The sequence below is a fragment of the Chryseobacterium caseinilyticum genome, assembly GCF_014837145.1.
In the GTDB taxonomy this organism is placed as follows: domain Bacteria; phylum Bacteroidota; class Bacteroidia; order Flavobacteriales; family Weeksellaceae; genus Chryseobacterium; species Chryseobacterium caseinilyticum.
In genome coordinates, this window is the sequence record NZ_JACYFS010000002.1 from 101,608 (window position 1) to 118,053 (window position 16,446).

Consider the following 16,446-nt stretch of genomic DNA (forward strand, 5'->3'; position numbering starts at 1 on the left):
TTTAATTGAATATCTTCCTTTTCAAAAGTTGATGATCCGTTGTCAGACTGAGCCTGTCGCAGTCTTTTTCAATAAACGGCTCCGTCAAGTGGTTTAATACCTAAAAATAAATCTCATTCTCACTCAAAAATGCTACTCCGGTTTTTATAGTTGTATAAACATCGCCTTCGCAGTCTCTGTAGGAACACATGTAAATTTCTTCCACCCAAACATTATTCATGAAAATCAGATTCAGATATTCGTTTTTTCTGAGATTATTTTTAATAGATAGATAATCACCTTCTTTCGGTTCGTACGAAAAGCTAAAAACGTTTTCAGCATTGATTTTCTCAATCACTTCTTCCTTTACATTCTGAATAAAACCGGTCTCTGAACTTATCATTTGAAAATCATCTTCATCAAATTCTGCCGAAACATCATTTTTTCCTGTTATGGTTTCCAAAACCCAATAATATTTCGAATTCTTTTTAGATTGTGTTCCCAGTACTTTTTCTTCAAGTAATATTTTCATCTGTTGATGTTTTGTTTATTTTAAAGCCTAAACTTTAATTGTAAAATTAAAAATGTAAATAAGTTTGAACTGTAAATTAAATACTGTAAATTTTTGATTCACAAGTATTTCAAACTTTTCTTTACACCTTGCGCAGTAAAAAACTACAAATCATATTTCGAGGTTGCCGTTGTCCTTAAATCGGTAAATTCTCCTCTTTCAAATTTCAATTGAGCGACCATAGCAATCATCGCTGCATTATCTGTGGTATATTCAAATTTTGGAATGTAAATGTTCCAGCCCAGTTTTTCACTGTTGTTCTGCATCACTTTTCTCAGTTCAGAGTTGGCTGAAACTCCACCCGCAATCGCAACGTCTTTTATATTTAGATCTTTTGAAGCCTTCTGCAGTTTATTCATCAAAATTTCAACAATGCATTTCTGTACCGAGGCACAGATGTCATTCAGATTTTCTTTAATGAAATCAGGATTTTTTTTAATTTCTTTCTGTATAAAATAAAGAACAGAAGTTTTCACTCCACTGAATGAGTAATCATAATTTTCAAGCCGTGGTTTGTTAAACTGAAAAGCATCAGAATTTCCTTCCTTTGCGAGCCTGTCGATAATTGGTCCTGCGGGATAATCAAGGTTTAAAATTTTTCCGATTTTATCAAAAGCCTCTCCGGCAGCATCGTCTATCGATTTTCCGATAATTTCCATATCAAAATAATCTTTTACAAGCACAATCATCGTGTGACCACCACTTACGGTCAGACATAAAAACGGAAATGTAGGAGGCACAGGATTTGCATCGTCGATGAAATGTGCCAAAATATGCGCCTGAAGATGATTTACTTCAATCAAAGGCACGTTTAGGCTCATAGCCAGAGACTTTGCGAAGGATGTGCCCACAAGCAGTGAACCCAAAAGTCCGGGACCTCTTGTGAAACCTATCGCAGAAATTGCATTTTGTTGTATATTTGCTTTGACGAAAGATTTTTCAACAACAGGAATAATGTTTTGCTGATGCGCCCTGGAAGCCAGTTCCGGAACCACACCGCCATATTCATTATGAATTTCCTGATTGGCTGCGATGTTGGAGAGAATGGTATTTCCTTTGATAATCGCCGCAGAAGTGTCGTCACAAGACGATTCGATACCTAAAATAATAGAGTCGCTCATTATAATGGCAAAGTTAGAGAATAATAACGAAAATAAGAACAAAAAAACGGTAAGTGAAAATCTGGGAGATCAGGTACAGAAAACCGTAGAAAATGTTCAGGAGTCGGTGAAAGAAGCTTCAGATTTTGCTGCCGAAGCCATCAAGCACCCTATAGACACCGCCCAGGAATTGGGAAAACAGGCTGCCAAAGATGTGGTAAGCTATTCTTGGTGGGCAAAATTATTATTGATTCTTTTTTGGTCAGTTTTCTCCATCGTTGTTCTTATTTTTATTGCCATCAATCTGCCGGTAACCAAAAGATGGGCTGCAGATCAGGCTTTGCAGATTGTGAACAGGGATTTTAAAGCCAAAATGTCTACAGAAAGCGTTGAAGTAGATTTCTTCGGCGACGTTACGATCAAAGGTCTCAGAATCAAGGATTATAAAGATGTTGATTTTATAAAAGCACGGGAATTCAAGGCAAATTCAGATTGGTTTTCTCTCGCAACCAATATCGGAAAACACAATTCATTAAGTTTTAACGGATTAAGATTGATTGATGCTGATATAAAAGTGATTACGTACAAAGGCGACAGTATTTCAAATTTCATTAGATTTACAAAACTTTTCGACAGTGGTAAAAAAGCCGATCCGTCAAAGCCACCATTTCAATTAAATTCAAGACTTGAAATTTTAGATTCTAAAGTTTCAATTGTCAATCAGAATTCTCCCGGCGAACCAGGGAAATGGCTTACGGCAACCAACGTCAATCTTATCGCTCCAAAAGTAAAAGTAAACGGAGTAAACATTGCCGCAACAATCAATAATTTTACTTTTACCACAAAAAGATGGGGAAAAGCTCACTTCGTAGAAACTTTTTCCACAGACTTTGCGATGACCAAAGATTTCCTTTTGCTGAAAGATTTAACCTTTAATACAGATCATTCACTTCTTCAGGGAGATATTAAATTTAATTTACATGACGGCTCGTGGGCTGATTTTGCCGATAAGGTAAAGTGGGAAATGGATATGAAGCTCGGAAGTCAAATCAGCGGCTACGACATCAGTTATTTTGTGACCAACTGGGATAATTTTATTCCTTTTAATGTCTCAGGTAAAATGACCGGTCCGCTCAATAATTTTACGCTGGATAACTTCCTCATCAGAAATCCGTCAGTCAACATTGCGACCAAAAAAATGGAGGTAAAAAATTTGTTGAAAGGCAATTTTTTAATAGAAACAAAAGCACTTTCAGCGGATTTTACTTATAAAGACTTAAAAGCGATGATGCCTAATTTCATCTCTTCTAAAATGAAGAATTTTGCAGATGATTTTGGTAAATTAAAATACAATGGTAGCGCAAGGGTGAATCCGAAAGAGGTTTTTGTGTCGTCAGGCAACCTTATTACAGGAATAGGGCAGGCACAGATTACGAATTTTTCGTTAAGGGAATACAGTTCACCAATGCCGAAATATTCCGGTTTAGCAGTAGTAAAAGATCTGAATGCATCAGTCATTACAAAAAATAAAGCTGTAGGATTGATCTCGGGAAGATTTGATGTTAACGGGCAGAGTTTCGATGTGAACACCATGAGAATTTACACGAAATCCCAGATTTCAAGCATCGAAATAATGGATAAGGAAATCAATAATCTTAATCTTGACGGTCTGCTTGATCACAGAAAATACAACGGTCTCATCACCGTGAATGATGAAGAAGTAAAAGCGACAGTAAAAGGTTTGATTGATTTCAGTACATCAAGAATTTCTGCCGATGTAGATGCAGATATCAATTCTTTAAATTTAAATTATTTTACCGGACAGGCGGGCAGACAGATCGTCAGCGGAAAAATCAACGGGAAAATGGCGATGTCTGATCTCAATGATTTAGGTTTGGATGTGAGTGTAGACAACGTTTATTTTGCCAATGCCGGCAAGCAGTATCACATTCCCCATGCGAAAATAAACACGAGAGTGGAAGGCGGTAACAGAATTATTGATGTCAACGCTCCCGGCGCTGTAGACGGACAGATTTCAGGGAAGTTTAACCTCGCAGATCTTTCGGGAATGGTGCAAAACGGTCTGGCAAAAATTCTTGTGGGTCCGGCTCCGAGAAAACTGTACCGCGGACAGAAATTTAATCTGAATTTCGATATCGAACAGGGTTTGGTTGCTTTATTTATGCCTGATCTTCAACTTTCACAGGGTGCAAAAGTTGTTGCTGGATATGATGGAGATTCTAACAATTTAGTTCTTGATCTGGATGCGGCTTCGATGAGATACATCATGACGAAACAGCAGGAAATTACGGATGCTGACCGTGCCTTGGCAGAAGCAAATCCCAATTATAAAATTAATGACCGTCTTGTAATAACCCGCGACAGTGCAATGGTCGACAGTATAAAGGTGAGAATTAATACAGCAAGTCTGGATCAGCAGATTTATGCCAAAATAAACAGGCTTCAGTACAATCAGAATATTCTTAAAGATATTATACTTACAGGGCAGAATGACAATAATACTCAGTTAAAAATTGCTGCAAGCTTTAAACACGGCAGTCCACAGGACGAAGAAGATGAAAATCTGAAAAATTACACGGTTAACTTTAACCAGTCGAGCAATGAGTTTGGAGATTACGTTTTCAGGTTTGAGCCTACAGAAGTTAATTTTAATAATGTGAAATGGGCGATTGATACCAATCCTGCGCTTGATCATTCCATTACGTACCGGAAGAAGACAGCCGATTTTGAAATACGGAATCTGAGAATATATTCTGACGAAAGTTCGTTACAGGTGAATGAAGCAACTTTTAAGTCAGCAAAAGATTTCTATCTTGATGCCGAAGTGAGCAATTTTGCCATTGGAAAGATCCTTGAAATGACGCCAAACGGAAATACCATGGATATCAAAGGTCTGGCGAACGGAAATGTGAAGATCAGGATGGATCAGAGCACGCTGCAACCATTGGTGGATCTTACGGTTGATGATATTATGATGAACGGAAATGATATGGGCGATATCACCATTTCTGCGACCAACAGTTTTTCACTTAACGTTTACGATGTTGATGTAAAAGTGACTTCTGCAGGGATTATCGGGAATAACAATCTTCATCTTACAGGAACTGTTAATAACAATACAGCTACTCCAACGATCGATCTGAACGCTGAGCTCGATGAGTTTGATCTTTCTTTTGCACAGCAGTTTGTACAGACGGTTTTCGGTAATATGCGGGGCAAAGCAACCGGCGATCTGAAGATCAACGGAACAATGAAAAACCTCGATTACAGTGGAAATATTGCACTGAAAGATTTTGGTTTAAAACTTCTTTTTACCGGAGTTGATTACTCATTTGACAATACAACGATTGATTTAACTAAAGGTCTCGCGATTCTCAACAACATCGGTGTGCATGACGGAAGAGCCAATTCAAAAGGAACAATTTCAGGATTAATCAGATTTGAAACACTTTCTTCGATGGGGATTTCGTTACTGATGAGAGCAGATAATTTATTAATGCTCGATACCACTCAGAAAGACTACGATCTGTTCTGGGGTAGAGTGTACGGTCAGGGCGAACTTTTCGTGGATGGACCTGTTTCTGCTTTAAGTCTTTCAACACCGAATATGAAAGCGCTGAACGGAAGTAATTTCACTTTCAATTCAGCTTCTACATCCAATGTGGAAGAGTTTAAAATGCTCAGATTCCTTCAGGAAAATAAAAGCGGACTTGTAGTTTTGGAAGAAAAGAAAAAAACCGGTGCCAACATGGATATCGATTTTACGCTGGATGTTGATAAAGGTACAAACGTAAATGTTCTGGTGGGAGATGACGTTGGAAATATTAATGTGAAAGGTGTAGCAGATGATCTGAGATTCAGAATGAGCCGCGCGGGAAATATAGAATTAAGTGGAGATTACATTGTTGAAAACGGAACCTTCGTATCAAAAGCAATTCTGAACAGAACGTTCCAGATTCAGAAAGGCAGCAGCATCAGCTGGGATGGCAATGCCATGACGCCGACTCTGGATATTACCGCCAATTATGTGAGAACGGTTTCAAATGCCGGACAATACCTTAACATTGGCGTTGGACCTATCAATGTTCTGCTACAGGCTAAAATTACAAATACTTTAAATGATCCCGATGTAAAATTGGGAGTAACGGCTTTAGATGTTTCCAGCCAGGTGAAGGAGGCTTTGGCAACAAGAATTAATCAGGCTGAAGGTGAAGACGTGTTGCAGTTCGGATCAATTCTCCTTTTAAACAGTTTTAATACAAGCAGCAGCACCGTATCGCTGGATGCAGCAGGTTTGGCGGAATCATCCGGCTATAATCTTGCTCTAAAACAGCTTGGATCTATCATCAATACGATGAGCAGTGAGTTTCAGATTGATTTAAATTACGTGAGAGGTGATTTGGGATCAAATACCGGAGACCGTGCCAACGCTGGTTTAAGTTTTGCGCTTTCACCTAGAATAGAGGTAAAAACAGGTCTTGGGATTCCTTTAAATCAGACCGAGGGAACAACTCAGAATTACCTGTCCGGCGAAGGCTCAATTGAGTATGATATTTCAAAAAAGAATGACGGAACGCTGATTCTGAGAGGATATTCAAAACCTACCAACATTGGAATGGGTAACGGAACAGTTATTACCAATGGTTCTGCAAATCAGGCCTATGGTGGAGGTATTGTCTGGAGTAAAAGTTTCAATTCTTTCTTTAAAAAGAAGAAAAAAGATAAAAAACAGACTCCGAAGAGAGACTCTATAAAAACAGATTCCGTAATTTCAACTAATAAATAATCGTAAAGTCATAATGATTTTTATCATAGCTGTTAATTATAGTTAATATTTGATATTTTTTTTTCAGTTAAATTATTTTTCCTAATTTTGTAAAAAATTTATGGATTTTTTAGGAAAAATATAATTTCACTATTATGAACTATCAACTGGACGAAATAGACAAGAAAATTCTTGACTTCTTAGTAGAAAACACAAGAATGCCTTTTACGGAAATTGCAAAACAGATGGATGTATCTGCAGGAACAATTCACGTAAGAGTAAAGAAAATGGAAGATGCAGGTATTATTTTAGGATCATCTCTAAGCATCGATTATGGTAAATTAGATTATCATTTTACAGCTTTCATCGGTATATTATTGACGAAATCAAACCGCACTCAGGAGGTTTTGAAAGAATTATCTACAATCCCGAACGTTATTGAAGCGAGCGTTATCTCTGGTAAATACAATATCTTCTGTAAAGTAAGAGCAAAAAATACAGATGATGCAAAAAGAATAATCTATCAGATTGATGATATTCAGGATGTTATGAGAACTGAGAGTATGATATCTATGGAAGAATTCCTTAGCGACAAAAACAGATTGATCAACGCAATCACGATTTAATTTTTTTTACGATATAAATATTCTGAGGAACTTATGATTTTTTTTCATAAGTTCTTTATTTTTGCACTATGGAAAAGGAATATAAAGAATACAGTTATTTCGACGAAGACCCGAAAAAAGGCTGGGGTTTTATTTTAGCACTGGCTTCGTTGCTGCTGTTTACTTTTATGGGAATCGGTCTCGATTTGGACGAATATCTTCAGCATAAAACTTTAAATATTCCGGAAGGATATTTCTACCTGATCTTCTCAGTTGACGCTTTGATGATTCTAGGAATTGTCCTGATCTTTTTCTACAGAAAAATCGGAATATTTCTATTTCCGGTAATGCTGCTGCTGCATTTCTTTATGCACAATTATTATCTGTCGACATTTTTATACTCCGACGTTACCAATCTTTTTCTCTTTACAGGCTTCGGAATGCTGGCAATTATCCCAAAATGGAAGTTTTTCAGATAATTATTTTCTAAAAATTAATATTGAAAGAAGCCTTTTTTTTCGATTAATAAATAAAAATCTTATTTTTGTATCTAAATTTTTAAAATTACTATGGCAGAATATACTTTTCGTGAGGTGATTGCACAGGCAATGAGCGAGGAAATGCGCAAAGACGAGTCTATCTTTTTGATGGGTGAGGAAGTGGCAGAATACAACGGTGCATACAAAGCTTCAAAAGGAATGTTGGATGAGTTTGGTGCTAAGCGTGTAATCGATACACCAATTGCAGAACTTGGTTTCACAGGTATCGCGGTGGGTGCAGCAATGAATGGTAACCGCCCGATTGTAGAATATATGACTTTCAACTTTGCACTGGTGGGGATCGATCAGATCATCAATAACGCTGCAAAAATCCGTCAGATGAGCGGTGGCCAGTGGAACTGTCCAATCGTTTTCCGTGGTCCTACAGCTTCTGCAGGTCAGTTGGGAGCAACCCACTCTCAGGCATTCGAAAACTGGTATGCAAATATTCCTGGTCTTAAAGTAGTAGTTCCTTCAAATCCTTATGATGCGAAAGGATTATTAAAATCTGCAATTCAGGACAATGATCCTGTAATCTTCATGGAATCTGAGCAGATGTACGGAGATAAAATGGAAATTCCTGAAGAAGAATATTATTTGCCAATAGGAAAAGCTGATATTAAAAGAGAAGGTACAGACGTTACTTTGGTATCATTCGGAAAAATCATGAAACTGGCTCTTCAGGCTGCTGAAGATATGGCTAAAGAAGGTATTTCTGTAGAGGTGATCGATTTGATTACTGTTCGTCCTTTAGATTTCGACACTATTTTAACATCAGTAAAGAAAACAAACAGACTGGTAATTTTAGAGGAAGCATGGCCGTTTGGTTCAGTATCTTCAGAGATTACTTATATGGTACAGCAGAAAGCATTCGATTATCTGGATGCTCCAATCAAGAGAATTACTACTCCTGATGCTCCTGCACCTTACTCATCAGCATTGTTTGCAGAATGGTTCCCGAAACTTGAAAAAGTGAAAGAGGAAATCAAAAATGCAATGTACGTTAAGTAAAATTTATTACGATTATAGAAAAAAACTTCCGAAAGGAAGTTTTTTCATTTATTCTATTCATCGGTAAAAGTTCGCAGGGTTATTATTTTAATATAAATTTGCCCCTTAATTTTTAAAATTTCCGGATATGTCTGAAGTTGCAGAAGGTGGTCATCATTTTGATCTGAAAAAACTTTCTTTTGTTGGAGTTTTAGTGTCTTTAGGTATTGTCTTCGGAGATATTGGGACCTCGCCTTTATATGTAATGAAAGCGATTGTGGGTGCGGGAAAAGATTCCAAAATGCCTTTTGATGCGTATATTGAGGGTGCAATTTCATGTATTATCTGGACACTGACACTCCAGACCACGATAAAATATGTGATTATCGCCCTGAGAGCCGACAATAAAGGTGAAGGTGGAATATTAGCCTTGTATTCTCTCGTCAAAAAACTAAAAAAGAAGTGGCTTTATGTAATAGCCATCATCGGTGCATCGACTTTGGTGGCCGACAGTGTAATTACACCATCATTGACAGTAATGTCGGCGATTGAAGGACTCAAAATCTACAATCCTGAAACACCCGTTGTAGCCATCACGCTCGTTATTTTATTTATTGTATTTTTTGTGCAGCAATTCGGTACGGCCTCCATCGGTAAACTCTTTGGTCCGATTATGATTCTCTGGTTTCTGGCGCTAGGAGCTTTTGGATCGGTTCATATTCTTGATCACCTGGAGATACTGAAAGCATTCAATCCCGTATATGCCTACAACCTGATAACGCATTCACCTGAAGCTATCGTCATCATGGGAGCAGTATTCCTCTGTACAACGGGAGCCGAGGCTTTGTATTCTGATTTGGGACACTGCGGTGCAAAAAATATCAGAGTGAGCTGGATTTTCGTTAAGGTGATGTTGATTCTGAACTATCTGGGTCAGGGAGCTTGGCTTCTTACCAATTACAAACAGGTGTTTACAGGTGTTAATCCGTTTTTCGGTATTATGCCGGAATGGGCAGTTTTACCGGGAGTAATTTTGGCAACCTTAGCTGCAATTATTGCAAGTCAGGCAGTAATTACAGGTTCATTTACAATGTTTTCGGAGGCAATGTCCATCTCATTTTGGCCTAATCAACATATTGAATATCCTTCTGGTGTAAAAGGGCAAATGTATATACCGAGAATTAACTGGGGATTGATGGCACTGTGTTTTGGAGTGGTTATTTTCTTTAAAGAATCCGGTAAAATGGAAGCAGCCTATGGTCTTACCATTACCATCACGATGTTGATGACTACCATATTGCTGATTTACTGGCTGAGCAGAAGCCGTGTCAATAAAATTTTCATAATCGGTTTTGCCATTATTTATATCTTCCTAGAATCGGGCTTCTTTTATGCGAATGTCATTAAGTTCCTTGACGGAGGATGGCTGACTATGGTTTTAGGTGGATTCATAGCCGTCTGTATGTACGCATGGTATAACGGAAGACTTTTGAAGGCGACTTTCACCCAATATGTGAAAATCAGTAAATATGTGGGTGTGATAAAAGATATGAAGCTCGATAACACCATTCCTAAATATTGTACCAACTTAGCATATCTTTCAAGAGCGAAAAGAAATGATGAAGTGGAATCAAAAATCATCTATTCCATCATCAAAAAACAGCCTAAGAGAGCGGATCATTATTTCATTTTAAGCATTGTCAATCAGGAAGATCCATATACTTTTAAATATACTGTTGATGAAATCCTGCCGGGAACGATATTTAAAGTAAATTTCCTCCTTGGTTTTAAAAAAGACAGAAGAATCAACGACTATTTTAATATGGTTTTAAAGGATCTGATGGCTGATGGCACAATTCCTTCACGAAGCAGTCATCCGTCTTTAAGAGCTTATAACATTCCACCGGATCTTAAATATGTCATTATTGACAATACCTATATTAATGATATACTGTTAACTGTAAAAAACAAGATTACTCTCAATATCTATAATTTTGTGAAATATATAGGCAGTGATGACTTTAAATCGTGGGGAGTTACTTCTCATAACGTAGTTGTAGAGTCTGCACCCCTTACAGAAGAGGCGGTATCCAGCGCAAACAGAATTCAGCAGGCGAAATTTGAAAGGAATGATTCTTAAAATCAGAGTTAGATAAAACGCGGAATTTCATATTCAATAAAAAATCGATAAATTTGTAGTATAAATTGATTAATGGATACTTTACAGAAAGAAAAAAATATAACCCTGATAAAAGACGTTTTACGTAACTATTTATTGGAAAAAGGTTTCAGAAATACGCCTGAACGTTATACTATTTTAGAAGAAATTTACAGTATGGATCATCACTTCAATGTAGATGATTTATACCTTCTGATGATGCAGAAAAAATACCATGTTTCAAAGGCGACCATCTACAATACGATTGAAATCTTCCTTGATGCGGGCTTGATCCGTAAGCATCAGTTTGGCGAAAAAACTTTGACATCGTCTTCGTACGAAAAATCTTATTTCGACAAGCAGCATGACCATTTGGTGATCTATAAAAAAGATTCAGATAAGGAAATTCAGGAGATTATAGAGTTTTGTGATCCTCGTATTCAGGGGATTAAGGAAGCTATTGAGCAGGCTTTTGGCGTAAAAATTGATTCTCATTCGCTGTATTTTTACGGTACTAAGAATGATTAATTAATGAAGATATTCTGTTTTCTGTTAATTTTCCTCGCTGCATTTTTTAAAGCACAGGAAAAACCTAAACCTGTACAAAAAGATCCTTTTTTACAAAACAAATCTGCAAAAGCACCAGCCGGCCCCGGAAAGAAGGTGAAAATCATCAATGCGGACGAAATTATAAAAGATCCCAAACTTTATGACGGCAATCAGACACTGAAGGGAAATGTGAAAGTTGAACATCAGGGATCTATTCTGAGTGCTGACATAATCGTGATGTATGAGGAAGAAAACTTTGCCAGAGCAATCGGCAATGCCAGACTCGAAAATCCCGATGGCTCTGTAATCACCGCTTCAGAAATGGAATATGATGGCAATACCCAAAAAGGCGTTGCCAGAAAAAATGTAGTTCTGAACGATTCTAAAGGCACAATCATCAAAACTGAAACCATGTACTATGACAGGGTTGCTAACCTTGCGTATTACAATACCGGTGGAACAATTAACGATGGTAAAAGTGTAACCTATTCAAAATCTGCAACCTACAATCTTTCAACCCGGTCTATAAATCTTACAGACAATGTGAAAATTGAAGATAAAGATTATATTTTAGAAGGAATCAACGTTGTTCAGAATCAAAATACCAATGTGGTTGACATTAAAGGTCCCACCAATATCATCAATAAAAAAGACCGGAAAAACAGAATCTACACAGAGAACGGAACGTATAAAATGAATTCAAAGGAAGCTTTTTTAAATAAAAATTCCAGAATTTATTACAATGATAAGATTCTTACCGGAGATGAAATGTACTTCAACCAACTTTCCGGTTTTGGAACTGCAACGGGAAATGTAACGTTGGATGATCCTTTAGAAAAAAGATACATCAAAGGTGGCTACGGCGAAATCTATGAGAAAAAAGATTCTTCTATGATGACCAAATCGCCTTATGCAGTGAAAATTTTAGAAAAAGATTCCATTTACTTTGCTTCGGAAAAAATTCTTTCTTACCAAAAGCCAGATTCGGCAGATGCTACAAAAAAGAAAAGTTTTCTGAGAGCATTTAAAAAGGCAAGAATTTACAAATCCAATGCGCAGGGCAGAGCAGATTCCATTGCTTTCAATGAAACCGACGGAATTATGCACATGTATAAGGACCCTATTCTCTGGAGCGATCAGAAACAGGTAACAGGGGATAAGGTAGAAGCTTATTTCAATACTTCCACTGAGAATATAGATTCTTTAAAAGTCATTGGAAATGCTTTAGCCATCAGCAAAGCAGATTCTCTGAATATGAAAGACGAATTTAATCAGGTAAAAGGCAAACTGATGTCTGTTTTTTATGAAGAGGGAAAAATAAAAGAAGTAAGAGTGATTGGAAATGCACAGTCGATCGCTTATGTGGATGATGTAGATTCAGCTACAAAAAAGCCTGTCAGAATCGGTATCAACCTTTCATCGTGCGGAATCATCGGTGCTTTGTTTGAAGAGCAGCAACTGCAGATTCTCTCATGCAACATTGGTGCGACGGACGATACGTATCCGATGAGTATGATTGAACCTTCTAAACGGAAGTTCCCCGACTTCAACTGGAACACCAAAGATCGGATACGGAAGTGGCAGGATATTCTCGTCGACACCCCGAATTACGAAGAAATAAAATATGAATCGGATACCACCCTCTACGATCAGTCTCAAAAGATTATTGATGATGCGAAAGCCAAAGAAGAGGCGAAAAAACCGAAAAGGGTACGTAAATAAAAATTTAAAATCAGAGCTTTTGGCTCTGATTTTTTTTTGGTTTAAGATTTCTTTTGAAAGGTTGCCAGCTTGAGGGCATCTTTAATCAGTTTCCCCGGTCGGAAGATGGTTTTCACAGCCGTGATGGTGGAAGCATTCACTTCATCGGGTGTAGTCTTTCCTTCACTCGAGCCACCGGCCTGCAGCGTGAAATACTCACCAACATAGACAATTTTTCCATCACCAACATCTTCGGCAATTTTAGAAAAAGTACTTTCGAGCACGGCGAGAATATCAGCTTTTGATACAGTGGAAACCGTTGAAGCATATTTAGCCAGATCATCTAAAGTTGTTACTCCATTACCCACGACATTTGCATAATACTTTGGCGGATCATTAGGACTTTGAGGATTTCTTCTTGGAATTACATTAAAAGTAATAGGCATAGTATTGAATTTAAAAGTTAATTTTTTTTCTTTATGTTGAGACTAATTTAATAAATTTTAAACTAAAATTAAAATATTGGTGATTTATTTTTATATTTTTTTTAATCCTAAATTTACTTTTAACCACTCTGGTGTTATTTAATTATTATAAACTGATTAGAGAATGTGCGGACCTTTCTGCTAAAACGTCCGTATGTTTTAGGAAAAAGATACGGATGTTTTAAGAAAGACATACTGATGGTTTTTAAAATACATTCTGAGGATATAACTGTAGTATGGAAATTTTTTAAATAATATCGGCGTATTATAGCTCTCCAAATTCTCCCGACTTCGGAACTTTACTTTATAAAGACCATTTTCATTAAAACATTTTTTCACATCATTCTTATTATCTTTGCCAAATCATTTTTAAAAGAAATCATGCAAAAGGAATTTTTTAAATATCAGGCTCAGACTACGCAGTTTGCCGCAGGTTTTGAAGTTGAAAAAGCAGTAGGAAGTTATATTTATGGAATTGACGGCAGAAAATATCTTGATTTTGTAGCAGGAGTTTCTGCCAATACTTTGGGGCACTCGCATCCGAAAATTGTTGATGCTATTAAAGAACAGGCAGAAAAATACCTTCACGTCATGGTTTACGGAGAATATGCTCAGGAAAAACCTGTTGCACTTTGTCAGCTTCTGGCAGAATCTGTTCCCGATCCTCTGGAAGTTACTTATTTGGTGAACAGTGGTGCAGAAGCCATTGACGGAGCTTTGAAATTAGCTAAAAGATATACCGGAAGAGAAGAAATCATTTCTATGAAAGACGCTTACCACGGCAATACCCACGGTGCACTTTCTGTAGCGGGCAATGAATATCATAAGAGAGAATTCAGACCATTGTTGCCGATGGTGAACTTTATTGAGTTTAATAATGAAGCAGATTTTCCAAAGATTACTGAGAAAACGGCGTGCGTTATTGCCGAAACCATTCAGGGAGCAGCAGGGTTTCTGATGCCTTCGGAGAACTATTTCAGAAATCTTAAAAAACGCTGTGAAGAAGTTGGTGCGCTTTTAATTTTAGATGAAATTCAGCCGGGCTTTGGCAGAACAGGAAAACTGTTTGCCTTCGAACATTACGGAATTGTTCCTGATATTCTCGTGATGGGTAAAGGAATGGGCGGTGGGGTTCCTGTAGGTGCATTTATGAGTTCAAAAGAAATGATGGAAACACTGTCTCATTCTCCGAAATTGGGTCACATTACCACATTCGGTGGAAATCCACTGATTGCAGCTTCAAGCCATGCCACTTTACAGGAAGTTCTGGAAAGTGGATTGATGAATGAAACTGATGCCAAGGAAAAACTTTTTAGGGAACTTCTTGTACATCCAAAAATCAAAAACATTAACGGAAAAGGCCTGATGCTCGCTGTAAATTTGGGTTCACCCGATTTCACTATCCATATCGCCAAAAAGTGTATGGAAAAAGGACTGATTGTTTTCTGGCAGCTGTACCGTAACGAATACATGAGAATTTCCCCTCCACTGACTATTTCTGAGGACGAAATCCGGGAAGGATGTGCCGTGATTCTGGAAGCTTTAAATGAAAATTAACCGTTAATAAAAGCTTTGCAAAGTCTTATGACAAAAATCATAAACCTTTTATAAAAAAGTAACCTCTGTTTTGTTAAATAAAAAAATTAATTTATATATTGCGACACGATTAAAACAGAGAATATATGGCGAAAAATAAAGTCCATTATGAGTTTCCAATGCACTGTCTGTCAGAGATTTTATACGAATATCTGGCTACAGCAGAGGGTTTGTCAGAATGGTTTGCGGAGGATGTTGTAGAGAAAGGAGACGATTTCTTTTTCAGCTGGGGCGGTGGTCCTGCTGAAAAGGCTACACTGATCAGATATAAGCCTGAAGGTTTCGTGCGTTTCAGATGGGAGGAAGATGAGGGAACCAAAAATTTCTTTGAAATGACGATTACAATAGATGATATTACAGAGGATCTCGCTCTGAATATTACAGATTTCTGTGAAGATGGAGATGAAGAAGAGAACGCGTTGTACTGGGAAAATCTGATCGAAAATCTAAGAATAAAATTAGGCGCTGCTTAAGAATAAAATATCAATGGATAAAACTGATGAACGATTTATCGTTCATTATTTTTTTAGCTAAATTCAGAAAAATTGAAAAATTATATTTTTACTTCCGGTGCGGTGGAAGAGGCCAACAGAGCTTTTACTTTGGGTGATGCCGTAAAAGTTTCTTTTTTTATCAGAAACGCTCAGCTGATCATGGACGAAGAATGCTATTTCTTTTTAATGGCTTCTATGCGGAAAATGCGTCTTAATATTCCTTTGAGTTATACTCTGGAGTTTTTTCAGAATCTGTTTAACACTGAAATTATTCAGGGAAAGTCGGTAAAAAATGGAATTATCAACTTCCTGGCTTACAGAAATACTGACGGAATCACGCTTTCCAAATCAACGGTATCCTACTTTTTTGAAGTGACAGAAGTTGCGGATGTTCTTGATATTCATGAGAGAAATCTGGAGTTGGATCTGATCAAGGAAATCAACGTCAATACCAATCTGTTGAGCAATATCAGAGTGCATTCTCCAGAAAATATTTACGGAAGCATCTATGCCGAAGAGAATGATCTTGATGATGTGATATTCCTGAATCCAAACAAGAGAATTGCACGGACTGCTTTAGGCAATCTTCTTTTTTTAGAAGAAAACACTATAAAAATCCCAAAACATACGGAAGGAGCGTACATTTCGCCCTTACTCGAAAACTTTGTGACTTTTTTAGATAAGAAAAAACTGGTTACGATTCAGGAAAGTGAAATGATTGCCTTTGAATCTCAAAAAGCTGAAGAGATCTTATTAATTTCCGACGAAAAAGGAATTTTCTCAGTCGGAAAAATTCGAAATAAAACTTTTACCAACTCAAGATTTACAGATCTTGTGCAACAGTGGAAAGAAAGTTTCTAAAATTGACAAACCCGGTAAACAACATTTCAAGT

The 16,446-nt window shown here is 37.2% G+C and carries 13 protein-coding genes; 10 read left to right on the plus strand and 3 right to left on the minus strand.

Annotated elements, in window-relative coordinates:
- Positions 1-100: 100 nt before the first annotated feature.
- Complete coding sequence (locus IC610_RS08540) at positions 101-511, minus strand: hypothetical protein (protein ID WP_191736400.1); 411 nt, start codon at positions 509-511, stop codon at positions 101-103.
- A 143-nt stretch (positions 512-654) separates the two neighbouring features.
- The gene (gene tsaD, locus IC610_RS08545) at positions 655-1,671 is read right to left on the minus strand and encodes a tRNA (adenosine(37)-N6)-threonylcarbamoyltransferase complex transferase subunit TsaD (protein WP_191736402.1); all 1,017 of its coding nucleotides are present in this window, start codon (positions 1,669-1,671) and stop codon (positions 655-657) included.
- A gap of 4 nt (positions 1,672-1,675) precedes the next feature.
- Here tsaD and IC610_RS08550 point away from each other — a divergent pair, with 4 nt between their 5' ends.
- The 7 genes from IC610_RS08550 (at position 1,676) to IC610_RS08580 (ending at position 12,999) form a co-directional block, all read left to right on the plus strand.
- Positions 1,676-6,457, plus strand: a complete 4,782-nt coding sequence (locus IC610_RS08550; RefSeq protein ID WP_191736404.1) for a translocation/assembly module TamB domain-containing protein — start codon at positions 1,676-1,678, stop codon at positions 6,455-6,457.
- Positions 6,458-6,591: 134 nt separating this feature from the next.
- Entirely contained in the window at positions 6,592-7,062 is a 471-nt protein-coding gene (locus IC610_RS08555) for an Lrp/AsnC family transcriptional regulator (RefSeq protein WP_056076747.1), read from the plus strand.
- Positions 7,063-7,130: 68 nt separating this feature from the next.
- On the plus strand, positions 7,131-7,520 hold the full coding sequence (locus IC610_RS08560; protein ID WP_191736405.1) for a hypothetical protein: 390 nt from the start codon (positions 7,131-7,133) through the stop codon (positions 7,518-7,520).
- Positions 7,521-7,610: 90 nt separating this feature from the next.
- Complete coding sequence (locus IC610_RS08565) at positions 7,611-8,591, plus strand: pyruvate dehydrogenase complex E1 component subunit beta (protein ID WP_191736407.1); 981 nt, start codon at positions 7,611-7,613, stop codon at positions 8,589-8,591.
- Positions 8,592-8,718: 127 nt separating this feature from the next.
- Entirely contained in the window at positions 8,719-10,710 is a 1,992-nt protein-coding gene (locus IC610_RS08570) for a KUP/HAK/KT family potassium transporter (protein ID WP_191736409.1), read from the plus strand.
- A 72-nt stretch (positions 10,711-10,782) separates the two neighbouring features.
- Positions 10,783-11,256 (plus strand): Fur family transcriptional regulator, encoded by a 474-nt coding sequence (locus IC610_RS08575; RefSeq protein WP_191736411.1) that lies wholly within the window; start codon positions 10,783-10,785, stop codon positions 11,254-11,256.
- 3 nt (positions 11,257-11,259) lie between these two features.
- Positions 11,260-12,999 carry an OstA-like protein gene (locus tag IC610_RS08580; RefSeq protein WP_191736413.1) on the plus strand — a complete coding sequence of 580 codons (1,740 nt, stop codon included), beginning with the start codon at positions 11,260-11,262 and terminating at the stop codon, positions 12,997-12,999.
- 41 nt (positions 13,000-13,040) lie between these two features.
- Here IC610_RS08580 and IC610_RS08585 read toward each other — a convergent pair whose 3' ends face one another.
- A complete protein-coding gene (locus IC610_RS08585; protein ID WP_191736415.1) occupies positions 13,041-13,424 on the minus strand; it encodes an HU family DNA-binding protein in 384 nt (127 codons plus the stop codon).
- A 420-nt stretch (positions 13,425-13,844) separates the two neighbouring features.
- Between IC610_RS08585 and IC610_RS08590 the strand changes: the two genes are divergently transcribed.
- The 3 genes from IC610_RS08590 to IC610_RS08600 all read left to right on the plus strand — a co-directional run bounded on the left by IC610_RS08590 (position 13,845) and on the right by IC610_RS08600 (position 16,414).
- Entirely contained in the window at positions 13,845-15,020 is a 1,176-nt protein-coding gene (locus IC610_RS08590) for an aspartate aminotransferase family protein (protein WP_191736417.1), read from the plus strand.
- A 125-nt stretch (positions 15,021-15,145) separates the two neighbouring features.
- On the plus strand, positions 15,146-15,532 hold the full coding sequence (locus IC610_RS08595) for an START-like domain-containing protein (protein ID WP_056076761.1): 387 nt from the start codon (positions 15,146-15,148) through the stop codon (positions 15,530-15,532).
- Positions 15,533-15,604: 72 nt separating this feature from the next.
- The gene (locus tag IC610_RS08600) at positions 15,605-16,414 is read left to right on the plus strand and encodes an aminotransferase class IV (protein WP_191736419.1); all 810 of its coding nucleotides are present in this window, start codon (positions 15,605-15,607) and stop codon (positions 16,412-16,414) included.
- The last annotated feature ends 32 nt before the right edge of the window (positions 16,415-16,446 follow it).

Coding starts and splice junctions, on each gene's coding strand:
- IC610_RS08575 (WP_191736411.1), top strand. CDS start 10,783: ATGGATACTTTACAGAAAGAAAAAAATATAACCCTGATAAAAGACGTT.
- IC610_RS08595 (WP_056076761.1), top strand. CDS start 15,146: ATGGCGAAAAATAAAGTCCATTATGAGTTTCCAATGCACTGTCTGTCA.
- IC610_RS08550 (WP_191736404.1), top strand. CDS start 1,676: ATGGCAAAGTTAGAGAATAATAACGAAAATAAGAACAAAAAAACGGTA.
- IC610_RS08585 (WP_191736415.1), bottom strand. CDS start 13,424: ATGCCTATTACTTTTAATGTAATTCCAAGAAGAAATCCTCAAAGTCCT.
- IC610_RS08555 (WP_056076747.1), top strand. CDS start 6,592: ATGAACTATCAACTGGACGAAATAGACAAGAAAATTCTTGACTTCTTA.
- IC610_RS08540 (WP_191736400.1), bottom strand. CDS start 511: ATGAAAATATTACTTGAAGAAAAAGTACTGGGAACACAATCTAAAAAG.
- tsaD (WP_191736402.1), bottom strand. CDS start 1,671: ATGAGCGACTCTATTATTTTAGGTATCGAATCGTCTTGTGACGACACT.
- IC610_RS08560 (WP_191736405.1), top strand. CDS start 7,131: ATGGAAAAGGAATATAAAGAATACAGTTATTTCGACGAAGACCCGAAA.
- IC610_RS08570 (WP_191736409.1), top strand. CDS start 8,719: ATGTCTGAAGTTGCAGAAGGTGGTCATCATTTTGATCTGAAAAAACTT.
- IC610_RS08590 (WP_191736417.1), top strand. CDS start 13,845: ATGCAAAAGGAATTTTTTAAATATCAGGCTCAGACTACGCAGTTTGCC.
- IC610_RS08565 (WP_191736407.1), top strand. CDS start 7,611: ATGGCAGAATATACTTTTCGTGAGGTGATTGCACAGGCAATGAGCGAG.
- IC610_RS08580 (WP_191736413.1), top strand. CDS start 11,260: ATGAAGATATTCTGTTTTCTGTTAATTTTCCTCGCTGCATTTTTTAAA.